Here is a 17,159-nt window from a genome sequence, read left to right as displayed (position 1 = left end):
ATGATTGCCAAGAAATATCTAAATGACTTAACAAACAAAAGATTTCATTGCCAATGACCTTAGTCTACTTTTCCACTTTCTAAACTAAAAGTTTTATAGATCAATTTTATTAAAAAACTAATACTTGCTGCATTTGTAAATGATTTAAAATTGCTAGTTAATATGTACGTGTATTCAGACAAACCCCATAATTTGTTTCCATTTTAATCCGAGTCACTCATGCCCGTTAAACTCAATACCGTCCCTGCCGCGTCTGTGCGTCCTGCTCCACCAAAACCTTTACGCTGGTTAAGTGCATTGGTTTGTCTGATTGGAGCAGGAGTATTACTGATGCGCTTTTTTGGAAATCTGGTGGGAAAAACGTCTTTCTGGTGGTTTGCCTTAGGCATTCCTGCGGTTTTCTGGTTTACGCTGATGATTTTTCGTCTGGCTATTTATCTTATGCAACAAATTCAGGCTAATGCCTGGGATAAGAGGCGTGAGCAAGTCATTTTGCACGGAGTTCGCCGTGGGCGTCGGGCGTTGCAGATTTTGGCCGCTGATTGTATTACCGCGCATAGTAATGATGAGCAATTTGTCACAGTGGCGGATGCGTTACTCAATAATGAAAACAAACTCTTTCCTCAGACGTCGTGGGAGGAAGAAACCAGCATCCGCCATAGCCGCCTTCCTGTTTCTGAGGAAATGTCACAAGAAGCGCTGATCTCGAACTCTTTTGATCGTCTCCTCATTAATCTGGCTGAGCAGTTTTCTTCCCTGCCGCCTGAAAACCCTGTGGTCATTTTATTTGAAACTTCCTGCTCATTGCCTAAAGAGCATGTGCAGGAAATTTGGATGCAAGCTTGGCAGGCCAGTGAGATCTGCCAGCCTGTCAGCTTCATGTCAGGCCACGGCCTGAGTGTCATCGATCACTGGTTAGATCATCGCATTAAAAGTTATGAACTGCTGCTGATTATTGCCGTGCAGATTGCGCCAAAGACATCGGCAATGAGTGCAGAATCTGTCGTGAGTCTTTTGCTGGGAAATCGCCTCACCCAGAAAACGGTGTGCCCGCTCGCGCTGTTACACCGTCCGGAGGGCTCTGCACCACAGCAAACACCGTTACAGGCGGGACTTTTGCAATCCGCCGACTGGGTTCCCTTAGTTCCTGATGAAATACAGCACCTCTGGATGGCTGAAATATATCCAGAAACTGATGCATATCTTAGTGCAACTGCCGCTCAGGGAAAGCCGCCGTTGCTCAATATTACTCAAGCTTCATCAGTACATGATTTTAATTCATTTCTGGGTGATCCCGGTATCGCTGGCCCCTGGCTGGCTATCGCCGCTGCCGCTCTGGCCATGAGGAGTCATTCCGCTCCACATATGATCCTCAGTGGCGAACATGGCAGTGACACTGTCTGGAGTACCGTCGTATCCCCTGTCGCTTCTCACAAGGAGAATAAAGCGTGAAGCGTATTGCCCTGCCTGTTAAAAAACCAGAAATTGGGTTCTGGACTGTCATTCTGTTGTTCTTAGTCGCTGGCATGGTTCTCTGCTGGCTGGCCTGGCAGCACCCGGAACATATAGGTTTAGTACAGGGAACGCCTGAGCGCGATCTTTGGCTGACCGGTCTGATAGTCGGAACCTCCATCCTTGCATGTTGTGCGCTGCTGTCGTTTTTTGGCACAAGACTCGCAGGAAAAAAGCATTTTGATGAAATTCTCAAACAAGCCCAGGGAGATGATAATCCTTCGCCTGAAAAAACGATTACACCGGAAGAGAAATCTGTCACTGCGCTAACTCAACTCAAAACCCGCCTGCGCCGCCGTTATGGCCTGTTCTGGCGTTACAAAGTCCGCCTGCTGATGGTCGTCGGTGAACCGGAGCACATTACAGCACTGGCACCTACTCTGGCACTTCAGGGCTGGCTGGAAGGTCAGCGCACCGTACTTATTCACGGTGGCAGTCTGCATGAAGCCGGTGATGACTCTCGTCTGTATGAATGGCGGAAACTGCGTCACAACCGTCCGCTGGATGGCATTGTCTGGGCCGTCACCGGATCGCAAAGCAAAACGCCTCAGTGGATGGATGACGGACTGCGTTCGCTTGAGAAAACTGGCGAAGCTTTACGTTATCAGCCGGCAGTGTATCTGTGGCAGGTTTGTGAAAGCGACTGGCCGCAGGACGAACGTATTGAGCAGCCGGTCGGGGTTATTTTCCCCGCCAATGCCACTTCGCAGGCGGTAGAAAGCCAGCTGAAATCGCTGATCCCCCTTCTTCGCCAGCAGGGGATGCAGCAGATATTCACCCGACAGTCACACGATTTTCTGCTGCGTCTGGCGCAGTCGCTCGGCGAAACCGCTGCTGCCCGCTGGCGTCAGTCCCTGACACCGTGGTTTGCCGACTATGCCGCACGCATTCCCCTGCGCGGCCTGATGTTCAGTCTGCCACAGGCTTTAAACGTTCCGGCAGTCGTACACGAGAAAACCTGGACACCGTCTGCCAGCTGGCAGAGCGTGATGGATGACTGTCGCTCCGCTCGCGGTCGCCGCGTCGGTCTGCCGTGGGAGCAAACGCTCTGCTACGGTGTGCTCGCGCTGATCGTCCTGTGGGGTATTGGCAGCGTGGTGTCGTTTTCTGTGAACCGTCATCAGATGGTCAGTGCAGCGGAACAGGCGCAATACCTCGCCACACCTCACCCTGTGTCCGATGAGCAGCTGATTGCCTTGCAGGCTCTGCGCAATGATATCGGTCGTCTTCAGACTCGCGTGACTCAGGGCGCACCGTGGTATCAGCGTTTTGGTCTGGACCACAACGCGCAACTGCTCACCGCTCTGCTGCCATCGTATGGCAACGCGAATAACCGTCTGATTCGCGATGCCGCGGCTGAAAGTTTGCAGCGTAAGCTCAACGAACTGGCCAGCCTCCCGGCTAACAGCCCGAAACGGGCTGCGCTGGCTAAATCAGGTTATGACCAGTTAAAGGCCTATCTGATGATGGCTCGCCCGGAGAAGTCCGAGGCCGCGTTTTACGCCCAAGTCATGAAAACCGCCGAGCCTCTGCGAACAGGGGTATCCCCTGGGTTATGGCAAAGTCTTGCACCCGACTTATGGCAATTTTATGCCATTAACCTGCCCGCTCAGCCGGGCTGGAAGATTCAGCCGGATAGCTCACTGGTTTCCCAGTCACGGCAGGTTCTGCTCGGGGAGATCGGTCAGCGTAATGCGGAAAGCACGTTATATGAAAACATGCTGCTATCGGTGCGCCGTAACTATGCGGACATGACGCTCGTCGATATGACGGGCGACACTGACGCACAGCGCCTGTTCCAAAGTGATGACGTGGTACCCGGGATGTTTACCCGCAAAGCATGGGATGAACAAATCCAGCAGGCGATCGATAAAGCCGTCACCGCACGTCGCGAGGAAATCGACTGGGTATTAAGCGACAACCGACGGGCAACGTCTGAAGACATTTCTCCTGAAGCGCTAAAAAAACGTCTTACCGAGCGGTATTTCACTGACTTTGCCAGCAGCTGGCTCAACTTCCTCAATGGCCTGCAATGGAACGAAGCGAAAAATCTGTCTGATGTGATTGACCAGCTTACCCTGATGAGTGACGTACGCCAGTCACCGCTCATTGCCCTGATGAATACACTGGCATGGCAAGGTCAGACGGGGCAGAAAAATGAAGCGCTCTCAGACTCGCTGGTGAAATCTGCTAAGGCGTTGATGAACAAAGAAGCTCAACCCGCTATCGATCAGCACGCAAGCGGTCCAGTCGGCCCCCTTGATGAAACATTTGGTCCCCTGCTCGCCATGATGGGCAAAGGCAACGTGCAAAATATGATGTCATCAGACATGTCGCTTAGCCTTCAAACCCTGCTGACCCGTGTCACCCGAGTACGTCTGAAACTCCAGCAGATCGCTAACGCTTCAGATCCACAGGAAATGACGCAGGTGCTGGCACAAACCGTATTCCAGGGCAAAAGCGTAGACCTGACTGATACACAGGAATACGGCAGTCTTATTGCCGCCAGTCTGGGTGAAGAATGGAGCGGATTCGGCCATACCCTGTTTGTTCAGCCACTGACTCAAGCCTGGGAAACGGTGCTTCAGCCCTCCTCTGCCAGTCTGAATGAACAGTGGAAAAACGCCATTGTCGCCAACTGGAAATCGGCGTTTGATGGACGCTACCCGTTTGCAGCCAGTAAAAGCGATGCTTCCTTGCCGATGCTGGCCGAATTTATCCGCAAGGACAGTGGCCGCATCGACAGCTTCCTGACCCGTGAACTCAGCGGGGTTCTGCACAAGGAGGGGACGCGCTGGGTGCCGGATAAAGTCAACAGTCAGGGGCTGACCTTCAACCCTGAATTTCTTAACGCCATCAACCAGCTGAGCCAGATCTCCGACATTTTGTTCACGGACGGCAGCCAGGGAATGCGCTTTGAATTGCTGGCCCGCCCGGTACCCAACGTGGTGGAAACCAACCTCATGATCGATGGACAAAAGCTTCATTACTTCAACCAGATGGAAAGCTGGCAAAGCTTTCGGTGGCCGGGGGATACCTATAAACCGGGCACCATGCTGACCTGGACTTCAACCTCCGCCGGTGCCCGCTTGTACGGGGATTATCAGGGAACCTGGGGCCTTATCCGCTGGCTTGAGCAGGCTAAACAACAAAAGCTGGATGAAGGCCGATATCAGCTGACGTTCAACACCTCAGACAAACAGCAACTGCAGTGGATACTGCGTACCGAACTGGGTAAAGGCCCGCTGGGTCTGCTGCAACTGCGTAACTTCACGTTACCGGCGCAGATTTTCCTGATTCAGGACAATCCCTCCGTTTCTGAACAACCTTTTGATCCCGATGCAATCGCCGAGGAGCCGTAATGGCCACATTAACTACATTGCTTGCCGCCTGCGCGGCAAAGCCTGAATCGCTTTTACCTCAGGCAGAAAAACAGGCTGCCCTTTGGGATAAATGGTTGCAGCCTGTTACGCCGGATCAACCCGCAGGCGAAGATCCGGGTTACGACGACGACTTCCAGCAGATGCGCGAAGAGGTCAATAAACTCTCCGGGGCGGATACGACCCTGACCTGCGAACTGGCAGAAAAACTGCTCGCCAGTCAGTGTAAAGACGTCCGCGTTGCCACGTACTACATCTGGGCGCGCCTTCATCGTGATGGCGAAGCCGGTCTGGCTGACGGACTTTCCCTGCTGGCCGGGCTGATCGCCCGCTTCGGGGAAACGCTGCATCCGCTTCGCGCAAACAGCCGCAAGACATCACTGGAATGGATCGCAGGATCCCGCGTGCTGGACAGCCTGTCGCTCTATCCTGAAGTCGATAAAACGGATTTTGCCCGCATCGTTGGCGCACTGGCGTTAATTGAACAGGGTGTTAGCACCTGGAATGACTCTTCACGGCCAGAACTGGGTGCGCTCTATGCCGCACTGGAAAACCGCCTCGCTCAGTCGGGCGGGATGAACGCCGTCGTCCCGCAAACCAGCGCCTCGTCATCACAGTCAGAAAGTGCGGGATTATCCCCTTCCCTGCGTGCTGTACAGTCAGGACGGGACCTGCTTGATCAGGCAAAAATGCTGGCAAAATACCTGCGGGATCAACCGCAAGGCTGGCTCTCAGGGCACCATCTTATTAAGAGCGTTCGCTGGGACACTGTGCACGAACTGCCGCCGCTGGATGCCAGTGGCCGCACCCGTCTGTTGCCGCCCCGCCCTGAATATCGTGCACAGCTTAAGCGTTTGTATCTGCAACAAAGTTGGGTGGAGTTGCTGGAGCAGGCTGAATCGATGTTTGCTGAAGGCGTTAACCATTTCTGGCTCGACGTGCAGTGGTATTTGCACCAGGCACTCAGCAAAGCCGGCGCACCTTATGAAGGCTGGGCTACCTGCATCACGCAAGATCTGGCGCTGTTCCTCACCCGTTTGCCGGGTCTGGAAAGTTTGTCATGGAGCGACGGCACGCCGTTTGCCGATGAAGTGACGCAGGGCTGGATTAACCAGCAGGTGCTGGGATCCGTCTCTGGCTGGGGAAATGAACCCGCGGCATCCGTCGCGTCCGGTGAGGATGACATCCTGCTGCTGGAACCCGAAGCCCTGGCACAGGCAGACAGCGACGGGGTGGAGTCGGCTCTGACCTGGCTTCAGACCAGACCAGGCATCCACACTGACCGCCACCAATGGCTGTTGCGCTTAGTGATGGCGCGTGTGTCGGAGCAGTACGGTAAAAATGATATGGCGCTGCATCTGCTCAGCACCCTAGACAGTGACAGCCTCTCACTCACGTTGCCGCAGTGGGAGCCGGGGCTGGTATTTGAAGTCAAAGCGCGCCGGCTGAAATTACTGCGTATGAAATCGCAACGAGGCGACGGAGATAAAAACCGCATGCTGAATGACATGGACACCCTGCTCAGCGCACTGATCGCCATCGACCCTGCCCGCGCCGCCGTGTTGTGCGGTTAGAACTCAATAAAGGACTTTCACTATGGCAAAAGGTTATTACTTAGTTTTGGGGGATAAAACCACCTGCGGAGGAAAAATCCTTAGCGGTGAACCTACTCACACCATCATGGGCAACCCCGTTGCCCGGGAACAAGACCCTGTCACTTGCGGCAATCATCCTGGAATTTATAAGATCGTCGGGCATATACCTGGTGATTCAATACTGGGTCGAAAATTTGCTGGTACGTTACACAGCAAAAGCAGTTGCCCCTGTCAGGCTAGATTTGTTCCGTCGATGGTGAATGATGCGTATGACTTCTCAGGTAGTTCATCGGCAGAAACTAAAAATCCTTCCGACACGAAAAAATCAGTGCAGTCCTCTTACGTCACTGGCGAAACCACTAAGTCGGGATTTGTTCCTGATTACCCTGCTACCTCATTGATAAATACGCATACGTTGCCTAATGATCGTGTCCGAGCCATGCTTGAAGCAAGAAATCAGGACGTGATGTTACTTACCGCAACAGAAGGTTATGAAATTTTAGTATATTGGAATGAGTTTAAAGAAGGATGGGTAGATATCACTCAATCAGGACCAGGGCAAATTTTAGTCAACTATGGACTAAATGGAAGAGATGCAATAAATACCTCTTTAGTAATATCAAAATTAGGTAGTTTTGGCCTGCGTGCTACGACTTTTGTCAATGAAAAAGGAACAGAGCTAATAAAAATTTCAGGCTACGCTGGCATTCGAAAAATATTGAATGCTCCCGTGTTTTCGCTAAAAAACCCAAAGGTTGTAGACATTGGCATCGGAAAGTATGGGCTGGCAAAATCAGTAATCGAAGGTGCAAGGCTAACTATATATGTTGCTACTGCATACAGAACGGTTGATTTTATTTTAAATGATCAAACGACTTTAGCGATGTTTATTGGTAGTCTTGCTACCGATGTTGTAAAGGTTGGTATTGTTTCTGCGACTGTATGGGGGGTAGGGGCCCTTATTTCAATGACACCTTTCGTTGTTGGACCCTTAGTTGTTGTAGTTGTTATCGGCTTTGGGACTGCTTGGTTACTCAACTTTATGGATGAGAAGTTCGGTATAACTGATAAAGTAGTTAAATATATCGAATCAGCTCAGCAAGAGTTCGTTTGGAAAGCAAGGCAAATAGAAAAAGGCATTTGGGATTTAGGAACAAAGTATGCCGAAGAAATGCTTGAAGTCGGAGTGGAAGTCATCGAAGAACAAGTAATAAAATATTTGCGCTCAACCATTCACAATGTAAATCCTCAGGTGTATTGATCATGTATGATGCTAAACACAGATTTTTCGCTTTTTTGGGATTGCTTTTTTTCTTATTGCTTACCTCAACGATCTCTTTTTTTGGATTTGAATCGCTCCTGGGATATTTTGATAATTTGCCGACTTTCACTTTTTCCTCATGGAGTGTTTTCGCAGCGCTATCACCTCTCGTCATAATTCCATTTCTACTCATGATAATACCAGTAATTATAAGAGGAAAGCAGATTGAAATTAAGGCAGGTAAAAGGCTATTGATTTTCTCACTAACATCATTAGTTCTAATTATAATTATAATGTTTGCCTTTTCATTTATCTATAAAACTTTTTTAAATAACAAAGGTTATGTAGAATGCATTGAGACTCCAATGGGCTGGACACCAGGAATGGCAACTAAATACTCTATCAAAAAAAGTTATTGTGTAAAGTAACCTACGGACGGGATAACCATGGTAACAGTTGAGATTATTTTTATAATGTTCTTTTACACTAGAAACTGATCGATTATTTTCATTGCTATCTCTTCCGGATTTATTTAACTCATTCCCTTAAAATTACATTGTATATTGTGGCAGCATACAAAATTCTTGATTGTATTTAAATAATTAAAATACACTTTCAACATACATTTATTCTCTTATAGCTGATGTATTAAAATCGCAATAGCACCTACCATTTCATTTATGGTTTGTTGAAAAGCGCGAGAAATGGAAAATGGATTTTGGGACTTGGGAGCCATGTTTGCCGATGAAATACTTATAAAAGGTACAAAAGTCATTGAATAAGAAGTTAGAAATTACCTAAGAGATGCTCTTAGTGGAATAAACCTTAGAAAATATTGAAATAAAAACAAGATCGGCCGCATCATTGTTTATAATATTAAGCACATCTTTATTATCTCTGTATTTATGGGTTCATGAAATAATCGATTATCTAGAGTTTAGGCATGTAATCATTTTTTCATGGATGTCTATTGGTTTAGTATGCATCCCTATTATTTTCTCTTTTCCCATTTATTGGTTTTTTTAGACTGTATCTATGAACGAAAAGTAACAATTGAGAAGATGGAAAGGATAATGCCCTATTTTAAACAGTTATGCATGTTCTCTTTCATTTTAGTCATACTCATTTCATTGGGGTACATCACTATCTTAAAAAACAAAGGGTATGCTTCTTGTCAACAAATCCACTCAGGCTGGATGCCTGGAACTGCTGAAAAATATGCTATTAATAAGGAATTGTGTGGAAAGTGAACTAGTAAGAGAGCGTTAGATTATTTTTTCAATGTATTGCGAAGGAGAAGCGGAAAGAAAACACAAGAAAAGCAAACAAACAAGGATATTAAAGGAAAGGATTGAATAATAAAAATACGATATAACACCGGGGGTTTATTTATTGTATGCAATAATAAAAACTTTCCTTTTTTGAGATTTATACTTTCCTCAGGATTGTTTGCCTCTATTTTTACACTGTGATTTATTTACAATCTTCATTGATGGGTTTAAACTTCTTGAAGAGTCTTAAGGTACAAACTTCAAAATTGAGATTATGAAGTTTGGGCACTTGGTGAGCCTTTATCACCTTAATCTGGTGGAACAGTAGATGAGTATCTTGGGGGGGGTATGAGCTTTAATAAAAATAATAAATACATTATTCGTTGGGGGTTTATTAGCCTTGTTGTTATATGCTATTTTTTTGGTCTAATAGGAGCTTCATTTTCATTATCAGCTTTCATAGAAAATCAAAGCATGCAGATTTCTGGTCCTGTTAGCGTAGGTGAATACTCAGAAACAATAGATTCTTTAATAAAAGCCACCGATAATATATTCTATGTGGCCACCATTGGATTTATTATATGCGTGCCTTTGATCCTATTAATTTTTAAGAGAGTTAGATGATTTAAACGCACTTTTACTAGGGGCATTTTTATGCCGAGCCTATTACCGATTAACGGAAAATAATATTTTACTATTTAAATTCCCCTCCAAAATTTGTTAACGCAAAAGAGCCGTTCTCTATCGTCAAAGAATGTTATTAAGATGACTGATGAAATTTAAAACATTATCCGAATGGGAAAATGTTGACCATAAAGGTCTAAAGATCTGTACCTAACGGTGCGTCAACAAGTAGGAATTACTGGAAGATGACGGATGCTGATCCCAATGAACAACTTACTTAACGCATTAATAGCCATCGACTCTGCCCGCGCCGCCGTGTTGTGCGGTTAGAACTCAATAAAGGACTATCACTATGGCAAAAGGTTATTACTTAGTTTTAGGCGATAAAACCACCTGCGGAGGAAAAATTCTTAGCGGTGAACCTACTCACACGATCATGGGCAACCCCGTTGCAAGGGAACAAGACCCTGTCACTTGTGGCCAACATCCCGGAATTTATAAGATCGTCGGGCATATACCTGGTGATTCAATACTGGGTCGAAAATTTGCTGGTACGTTACACAGCAAAAGTACTTGCCCCTGCCAGGCAAAATTTGTTCCGTCAATGGTAAATGACGCGTATGACTTTTCAGAAAATCCCTCTTCAGCAACGCAATCTTCAGCACAGTTGAAAAATCCGGCCCTGTCTTCATATGTCACTGGAGAAACCACAAATTCTGGGTATGTGCCTGATTATCCTGCGACTGCTTTGATTAATACACATACATTGCCTGACATGAAACTTAGAGGAATGCTACAAGCGAACAATCAAGACATAGCTCTGCTAACCCCTGAAGAATGTATCGAGGTACTAAGCTCATGGGGAACATATAAGAGCGGATGGCTTCAGATAACACAGTCAGCTCCGGGGGCATTTATAGTCAACTATGGTACAAATATGAAAGATGTAGTCACTACTTCTATGATTATTTCACAACTGGGTAGTTTTGGCATTAAAGCAACAAACTTTACTAATGCTAAGGGTACTGCGTTGATTAAAATAAGTGGATATCCGGGTGTTAGGAAGATATTGAACGCTCCTGTTTTTGCTGCTAAAAATCCTAAAATTGTAGATTTAGGAATCGGCAAATTTGGAGCTACAAAATCAATTATAGAAGGAGCCAGAGTTACATTTTATGTGGCTGCAGCTTACAGGATTATTGACTACATTTTAAACGATGAAACTTCACTTTCTACTTTCATAGGCTCTCTGGCTACAGATATCGCAAAAATTGGAATTGTCTCAGCCATTACCTGGGGAACACAATTAGCCGCTGCTTCCCTAACAACTTTTGTGGCAGGGCCGTTAATTGCTGCTGTAGTTGTAGGTTTTATTACAGTCGTTGTCTTGAATGAATTAGATAATAAATTCGGCATTACTGATAAGTTAGTAAAATATATAGAATCAGCCCAACAAGAATTCGTTTTGACGGCAAGGAAATTAGAAGAAGGCATCTGGGACATCGGCGCGATGTATGTAGATCAAATGCTTGAAAAAGGTGTGGTGGTTATAAAATCAGAAATAATGAGGTACTTGCGAGCATCTCTTCAAGAATTAGCTCCCCAAACTTACTAAAAAAATGGAATTGTATGAAAAAAAAATTGATTGCACTTTTAGTTACTTTAATTTTTGTGATTGTTATACCAACAATTTCATATTATCAATTCATTGAATGTGCCCAATACTTTACATATAACACAGAGATCATATACAGTAGATTTAGCATAGTGGTTATTCTTGCTCCAATTATCACGATTCCTTTTTCTATTCTAGGATTTTACATTATTTTCACTGGAGAACTGGCTCCTGAAAAAATACAAAAAAAAATAAATACCTTCGTTATTTATGCATTTATTTTCATTTTTGTATCAACTATCATTGCTTCAATGCTGTACACCCATCACATTGAAAGCAAAGGCTATTACAAATGCAAAAGCACTCCTATTGGATGGTCTGCAGGAACTGCCATTAAATTTGTAATTGATGAGAAACTTTGCTTCCGATAGATAATACATTAAAAAACTCAATGAGTTTAAACGCATGAAAATCATGTTATTTAAATGAAATAGGCATGTTCTTCATTTTCAATAACTCAGACATTCTTACTCGTATAATACAGGTATACTAATGACATATAACATAAAGCAGCGGGTGTTATCATTATGTGGTTTTTTGTTTCTTGTAATAATCTCTATTTCAGTTTTTTATGCTGGAGTTTATTTAATCTCAAAATATAATAATTATTCTCCAACTATCATTTTTACTGAATGGGGGGTTTTTGCAGTATTCTTTCCTCTTTTTTTTATGCCCTACGCCCTTATGTTAACCCCTGTTTTTATTAACGGTAAAAGCATTTCTGAAAAAAAAGCAAAAAAGCTAATAAAAACATCTCTCTGCTTTTTGTTACTCACCGCAATATCAATGGTTTTATTCTCCGCTTACTATAAGGAATCATTAAAACAAAGAGGATATGTTGAATGTCAAGGAACGCCTTCTGGATGGACTCCAGGTATGGCGACCAAGTATACGATTAATAAAAATTATTGTATAAAAATAGATTAACTATTGAGTCTTTGATTCATCACGCTACTCGACTGATTTTCAGCAAAGGAATATTGACATGGCAAAGGGTTATTACTTAGTTTTTGGCGATAAAACTATTTGCGAAGGGAAAATCCTTAGTAACGAACTTACTCACACCATCATGGGCAAACACGTTGCCTGCGACCTGCGACCTGCGACCTGCGGTCAGAATCGCGGAATTTATAATATTATCGTGCATGTTCCGGGAGATTAGATAATTAAAAAATTAATATATTTGTTATTTACTGTCGCGGCGATCTTCACCATTATACAGTATGGGAAACCCAATATTGTTGTAAGAAACGATACGGATAAGGTAATTTCTGTTTATTTCAGCATGGGTAGGCTCGGGGTTGAACCTGATATAAGCGAGGCCAAATCAGCTAATCAACCCCAAAAATTACTCGCTGGCGAGTCTCTTCAGATACCCCTGTCACTTTCCGATTTACTTACAGATAATGAACAGATCTACCTGGGGTGGAAAGTCAACGGGATGATTAATTCGTCAAAAAGAGTTGGTTACAAAATTTTCGATTTCACCCAATCAGAAGGGAGTTGCGCAGCAAAAATATTAGTAGGCAAACATGAAGATACCCTAGAGTATACTCCCCGTTATTTTTGTTTTAAATTCCTTAAATTAACATCGAACTAGTTTTGGTTAACTGAGGGCTTAATGGACGAGATGCAATAAACACCTCTATGAGGGTAAAAGATTCTTAATCTCCGGGACGCCCTGCGTGATTTACACTTAACATAGGATGTCAAATATCTCATTTAGTACTGTTACCATCAGGTTATACTTTTCGTTAATTAAAAAATTAATCAGTTAAACAGCATCGTAGAAACACTCCGGAAACAATGAGTTTATTAATACAAGTCTTTTTTATAACAGACATGTGGCGTAATCATTAACAATGTATAATCCTTGAGAAATTTATTCTATCTTTCTGCGATAGAAAATGAAGCGTGAATGTTTTTGCAATGAAGTTAATTAAATTATTGATTGGTATTATCAAACCAATTTAATATTATTTATTCTAATTCACACTCTCACAATGCAATGCATAACGAAAAAACATGAAACATAAACATCTATATTTGGATAATTAGATTTACTGAGAATCTTATGGAAGACTTAACCCTGCGTTATTTTGACGCCGAAATGCGTTATTTGCGTGAAGCGGGCGAAGAATTTGCCCGTGCGCATCCTGACCGCGCTGCCGGATTGAATCTGGACAAAGCCGGTGCCCGTGATCCTTATGTAGAACGCCTGTTTGAAGGTTTTGCCTTCCTGATGGGACGCCTGCGTGAAAAACTCGACGACGACCTGCCTGAACTGACCGAAGGTTTAGTCAGCCTGCTGTGGCCACATTACCTGCGCACGATCCCTTCCCTTTCTATTGTTGAATTCACCCCTGAATGGCGGGGAATGAAAGAGCGTATGGCGGTGAATAAAGGGTTCGAGGTGCTCTCCCGCCCTATCGGCGAGCGGGCTACGCGTTGCCGCTACACCACGACGCAGGACATCGAACTGTTGCCGCTGTCACTCAGTCGCGCCGTGCTGGATACAGAACCGGATGGCCGCTCGGCGGTGAGATTGCGCTTTAACTGTGGTGAACTGGCCGACTGGAGCAAAATTAACCTGAGCCATCTGCCGCTCTATTTTGATGCCGATGCGCCGCTGGCCTGCGCGTTACATGAAGCGCTGACACTCAACACTGCAAAACTGTGGATCCGCTTGCCGGGTAACACCGACCGGCAGCCGCTGGACGCTTATTTTGCTCCGCAGGGGTTCAGTGAGCAGGATCAATTGTGGCCCAAAGGTGACAGTGCATTCAGCGGCTATCAGCTGCTGCTGGAATATTTCACCTTCCGCGAAAAGTTTATGTTCGTCGCTCTTAAGGGGCTGGAAAACGTTGAATTACCTGCTGAACTCGCCTGGTTCGACATTGATGTGGTGCTGGAAAAACGCTGGGATCACGATTTCTCATTCTCAGAAAAGCACCTGCGCTTGCACTGCGTACCGGTTATCAATCTGTTCCCGCTCGAGTCCGACCCCCTGTCACTCTCATCGCTGCAGACCGAATATTTGCTGCGTCCGATGCGCATTCAGGACGGTTATACCGAAATCTACTCAGTGGATTCGGTGGTGTCGTCTAAACATTCCGGTCATCAGATATACGTACCTTTCACCAGTTTTCGTCATAAAGGGGGAATGCTGCGCCATGATGCGCCGGAATATTATTACCACACCCGCGTCAAGCGCGGTCCTTCTGGCCTGCACGATACCTGGCTGGTGCTCGGCGGCGAAGCCTTTGATAACCACACGGTGCCCGATAACGAAAATCTCTCTCTGAGCCTGACCGGAACCAACGGACAGTTGCCGCGCAAATCATTGCAAAGCACCGTGCTGGACACTGCCGTGAAATCAACCGGCGCCAACGTTCGGGTGCGCAATTTGTCCGTGCCATCAATGCCGTGCTACCCGCCTAACCGTGACCGTTTTCACTGGCGGGTGCTCAGCCATCTTGGCAGCAGCTTCTTATGGATGATGGACAGCGCGGAAGTTCTGCGCGGAACACTTGCCCTGTACGACTGGACCGAAAGCGAAATGAACCGCCGTCGGCTGGAAGCCATTGCTGATGTTAAACACAGCGAGATTGAGAGGTTCGAACGCGGGTATCTGCTGCGTGGCGTACATATAGAAATTACCCTCGATAGCAACGGTTTTGCCGGTACCGGCGATATCTGCCTCTTTGGTGAAATGCTCAGCCGATTTTTTGCGCTTTACACAGATATTCATCTGTTTAACCGCCTGACACTGATACTGCAACCCACAGGAGAACGTCTGGAATGGGAAGAGAATCACAAACCCTGCATTCCTCGTTGAATACCCGGCTTGCAAGGGATATCGCAAAGATTAACTTCTTTCGGTTTTGCCAGTTACTCGAGAAATCCGGCACATCTCCACTCGGCGGCACCGCGAATCCGGCGGACGACCGGGTGCGTTTTCGGCCCCATCCGGGGATGGGGTTCCCGGTCAGCGAACTGAAGTCGCTGGAAACCGATGCAGCACATGTCGATGCACCGCCGACGGTACGCACCACTTTTATGGGGCTGTACGGCGTCGATTCACCTTTACCGACATCCTATATCGATGACATCACCCAGCAGCGCGAAGGACATGAGGCGCTGGAAGGTTTTCTCGATATTTTCAACCATCGCATCATGACGCAGTTTTATCGCATCTGGCGCAAATACTCCTACCCGGCCACGTTTGAAGCAGGCGGCAAGGACAATATCTCGCAAAGCTTGCTGGGGTTGATCGGGATGGGTATCCCCGGTTCCCAGCAGCATTTTGCAACACCTACCTCTCGCTTTCTGGCGTTGCTGGGTGTCATGCGCCAGCCGGGGAGAACGGCTGAAGGCGTACAGGCATTGGTTCGCTTGCTGGCACCTGAAACCCGGGCTTACGTCACGCCGCATTGCCTGCGTACGGTACGCATTGCTTCTCCAATGGCGTTTGCAGATGAAGGTGCGCAATGGATGGAAGGCGACACGGTGATGGGAGACGAAGGGACAGACGCCAACAGCCAGTTGCTGATTTCACTGCACACCTCAGACACCACTGAAGCCGCCGAATGGCTGCCGGATGGCATGATACTGGCTGATTTTATGGTGCTGTTGCGCGTCTATTTGGGCTGGCGTTACAAGGCACGCATACAACTGACAGTTCCCTCTCATCTGCTGCCTGCACCGATTTTAGGTGATTCGCCAATCAGGCTGGGTCTGACCGGCGTGCTTGGGCTCGGCGATGGGCCCCCGTCGGACGATATACCCGAATATTTTACCGTTGAATTGGGCCACTACCATGGAATGGCTCCTTATTTGCATCAGGAAGGAAAGCAACGTGTTATTAAATACCGCGTGGAAAAATAGAATTGTCCTGCCAGCATTCGCCTTAGTTCTGGGCGGCTGCGGGCTGACGCAGACTGTGACTGACGGAACGGTATCTGCGACGAAATCCCTCTTCTATAAACAGATCAAAGTTCTGCATCTGGATTTTACTGCCCGTGAAGCCCTGAATACCGACGCCCAGGAGGCAAACTCAGCGTCAGAGCCGGTATTAGTGCGGATTTATCAATTGCGCGACGATAAAAACTTCCAAAAAACGGTATACCAGCAACTGGCCGTTGACGGTGACGATGCCTTAAAAGATGAACTGCTGGCCAGCCGTAATGTGGTGGTTAAACCCGGCACCGCTGCATCGTTAGATATGCCGATGGAAAAAGACGCTAAATTCGTCGCCGTCGTCGCCCTGTTCCGCCACCCTGATATGGAAAAAAATCACTGGCGTTTGATTCTCGCCCGTGAGGATTTAGATCCAGATAAAGCGCGCATCATTGAATTGGGTGAAAACCACCTGACGCTGCAGGCGGTGAAGGACTGATGCCACTTTCCCGCTCTCCCTCACTCTACGAAATGCTGCTCGGCAACTTTGCCGGTGGCCTCGACCTGCATAATGTCAGCGAAGAGAATCAGGTGATCCTGTCGGTACTCGATAATATGCAGCGCATTCTTAACTGTCGCGCCGGCACCCTCAGCCATCTGCCGGATTACGGCCTGCCGGACATGAGTAAGATCCTGCAAGGGATGCCGGGTACGGCGCATTCATTGCTGAACGTCCTGTCAGAGACGCTGCTTAAGTACGAGCCACGCATCAAAAAACTGCACGTCATTTTACTGCCGCAATCCACACCAGGACATCTGGAATACGCCATCGACGCCGAGCTGAAAGAGCTCGGCTTAGTGCGTTTCGGCACAGAATTTATGCCGGAAGGCCGGGTGCTGATGCGCCACATGAAACAGCAGAATTACGTCAGTTAAGGAAAA

Annotated in this window: 14 protein-coding genes; all 14 read left to right on the top strand. The window is 46.7% G+C overall.

What is annotated here, in order from left to right:
* The first annotated feature begins 219 nt into the window (after nt 1-219).
* The 14 genes from ABSH60_RS22150 (at nt 220) to tssE (ending at nt 17,153) form a co-directional block, all read left to right on the top strand.
* On the top strand, nt 220-1,452 hold the full coding sequence (locus ABSH60_RS22150) for a hypothetical protein (protein WP_217203054.1): 1,233 nt from the start codon (nt 220-222) through the stop codon (nt 1,450-1,452).
* Nucleotides 1,449-4,874 carry an ImcF-related family protein gene (locus tag ABSH60_RS22145; RefSeq protein WP_217203055.1) on the top strand — a complete coding sequence of 1,142 codons (3,426 nt, stop codon included), beginning with the start codon at nt 1,449-1,451 and terminating at the stop codon, nt 4,872-4,874. The genes ABSH60_RS22150 and ABSH60_RS22145 overlap by 4 nt, the downstream gene beginning before the upstream one ends.
* Nucleotides 4,874-6,466 (top strand): type VI secretion system protein TssA, encoded by a 1,593-nt coding sequence (gene tssA / locus ABSH60_RS22140; protein WP_390976199.1) that lies wholly within the window; start codon nt 4,874-4,876, stop codon nt 6,464-6,466. The genes ABSH60_RS22145 and tssA overlap by 1 nt, the downstream gene beginning before the upstream one ends.
* 22 nt (nt 6,467-6,488) lie before the next feature.
* Nucleotides 6,489-7,748 carry a PAAR domain-containing protein gene (locus ABSH60_RS22135; protein WP_390976197.1) on the top strand — a complete coding sequence of 420 codons (1,260 nt, stop codon included), beginning with the start codon at nt 6,489-6,491 and terminating at the stop codon, nt 7,746-7,748.
* Nucleotides 7,749-8,707: 959 nt separating this feature from the next.
* Nucleotides 8,708-8,998, top strand: a complete 291-nt coding sequence (locus ABSH60_RS22130; RefSeq protein ID WP_183849610.1) for a DUF1240 domain-containing protein — start codon at nt 8,708-8,710, stop codon at nt 8,996-8,998.
* A 369-nt stretch (nt 8,999-9,367) separates the two neighbouring features.
* Entirely contained in the window at nt 9,368-9,643 is a 276-nt protein-coding gene (locus tag ABSH60_RS22125; protein WP_390976196.1) for a hypothetical protein, read from the top strand.
* A 352-nt stretch (nt 9,644-9,995) separates the two neighbouring features.
* Nucleotides 9,996-11,258, top strand: a complete 1,263-nt coding sequence (locus tag ABSH60_RS22120) for a PAAR domain-containing protein (RefSeq protein ID WP_390976194.1) — start codon at nt 9,996-9,998, stop codon at nt 11,256-11,258.
* 14 nt (nt 11,259-11,272) lie between these two features.
* The gene (locus ABSH60_RS22115) at nt 11,273-11,689 is read left to right on the top strand and encodes a hypothetical protein (protein WP_390976192.1); all 417 of its coding nucleotides are present in this window, start codon (nt 11,273-11,275) and stop codon (nt 11,687-11,689) included.
* A 121-nt stretch (nt 11,690-11,810) separates the two neighbouring features.
* The gene (locus ABSH60_RS22110; protein ID WP_217203061.1) at nt 11,811-12,245 is read left to right on the top strand and encodes a DUF1240 domain-containing protein; all 435 of its coding nucleotides are present in this window, start codon (nt 11,811-11,813) and stop codon (nt 12,243-12,245) included.
* A 58-nt stretch (nt 12,246-12,303) separates the two neighbouring features.
* Nucleotides 12,304-12,480, top strand: a complete 177-nt coding sequence (locus ABSH60_RS22105) for a hypothetical protein (protein ID WP_390976191.1) — start codon at nt 12,304-12,306, stop codon at nt 12,478-12,480.
* Between the two features lie 912 nt (nt 12,481-13,392).
* Entirely contained in the window at nt 13,393-15,156 is a 1,764-nt protein-coding gene (tssF, locus tag ABSH60_RS22100) for a type VI secretion system baseplate subunit TssF (protein WP_390976189.1), read from the top strand.
* Complete coding sequence (tssG, locus tag ABSH60_RS22095) at nt 15,120-16,205, top strand: type VI secretion system baseplate subunit TssG (RefSeq protein ID WP_390976188.1); 1,086 nt, start codon at nt 15,120-15,122, stop codon at nt 16,203-16,205. The genes tssF and tssG overlap by 37 nt, the downstream gene beginning before the upstream one ends.
* Nucleotides 16,138-16,716, top strand: coding sequence for a type VI secretion system lipoprotein TssJ (gene tssJ, locus ABSH60_RS22090; RefSeq protein ID WP_217203066.1), 579 nt, complete (start codon nt 16,138-16,140; stop codon nt 16,714-16,716). The genes tssG and tssJ overlap by 68 nt, the downstream gene beginning before the upstream one ends.
* The gene (gene tssE, locus ABSH60_RS22085; RefSeq protein WP_217203067.1) at nt 16,716-17,153 is read left to right on the top strand and encodes a type VI secretion system baseplate subunit TssE; all 438 of its coding nucleotides are present in this window, start codon (nt 16,716-16,718) and stop codon (nt 17,151-17,153) included. The genes tssJ and tssE overlap by 1 nt, the downstream gene beginning before the upstream one ends.
* Nucleotides 17,154-17,159: the final 6 nt, after the last annotated feature.

The organism is Rahnella sp. R3(2024), from assembly GCF_042920125.1.
GTDB lineage: Bacteria > Pseudomonadota > Gammaproteobacteria > Enterobacterales > Enterobacteriaceae > Rahnella > Rahnella rivi.
Note: the sequence above shows the minus strand (reverse complement) of the source record. Positions and strands in the feature narration are given on the sequence as shown.

What these genes read in the sequence shown, in the direction of transcription:
- ABSH60_RS22120 (WP_390976194.1), top strand. Translation starts at nt 9,996, where the DNA reads ATGGCAAAAGGTTATTACTTAGTTTTAGGCGATAAAACCACCTGCGGA.
- tssF (WP_390976189.1), top strand. Translation starts at nt 13,393, where the DNA reads ATGGAAGACTTAACCCTGCGTTATTTTGACGCCGAAATGCGTTATTTG.
- ABSH60_RS22105 (WP_390976191.1), top strand. Translation starts at nt 12,304, where the DNA reads ATGGCAAAGGGTTATTACTTAGTTTTTGGCGATAAAACTATTTGCGAA.
- tssA (WP_390976199.1), top strand. Translation starts at nt 4,874, where the DNA reads ATGGCCACATTAACTACATTGCTTGCCGCCTGCGCGGCAAAGCCTGAA.
- tssE (WP_217203067.1), top strand. Translation starts at nt 16,716, where the DNA reads ATGCCACTTTCCCGCTCTCCCTCACTCTACGAAATGCTGCTCGGCAAC.
- ABSH60_RS22150 (WP_217203054.1), top strand. Translation starts at nt 220, where the DNA reads ATGCCCGTTAAACTCAATACCGTCCCTGCCGCGTCTGTGCGTCCTGCT.
- tssJ (WP_217203066.1), top strand. Translation starts at nt 16,138, where the DNA reads ATGGAATGGCTCCTTATTTGCATCAGGAAGGAAAGCAACGTGTTATTA.
- ABSH60_RS22115 (WP_390976192.1), top strand. Translation starts at nt 11,273, where the DNA reads ATGAAAAAAAAATTGATTGCACTTTTAGTTACTTTAATTTTTGTGATT.
- ABSH60_RS22130 (WP_183849610.1), top strand. Translation starts at nt 8,708, where the DNA reads ATGGATGTCTATTGGTTTAGTATGCATCCCTATTATTTTCTCTTTTCC.
- ABSH60_RS22110 (WP_217203061.1), top strand. Translation starts at nt 11,811, where the DNA reads ATGACATATAACATAAAGCAGCGGGTGTTATCATTATGTGGTTTTTTG.
- ABSH60_RS22135 (WP_390976197.1), top strand. Translation starts at nt 6,489, where the DNA reads ATGGCAAAAGGTTATTACTTAGTTTTGGGGGATAAAACCACCTGCGGA.
- ABSH60_RS22125 (WP_390976196.1), top strand. Translation starts at nt 9,368, where the DNA reads ATGAGCTTTAATAAAAATAATAAATACATTATTCGTTGGGGGTTTATT.
- tssG (WP_390976188.1), top strand. Translation starts at nt 15,120, where the DNA reads ATGGGAAGAGAATCACAAACCCTGCATTCCTCGTTGAATACCCGGCTT.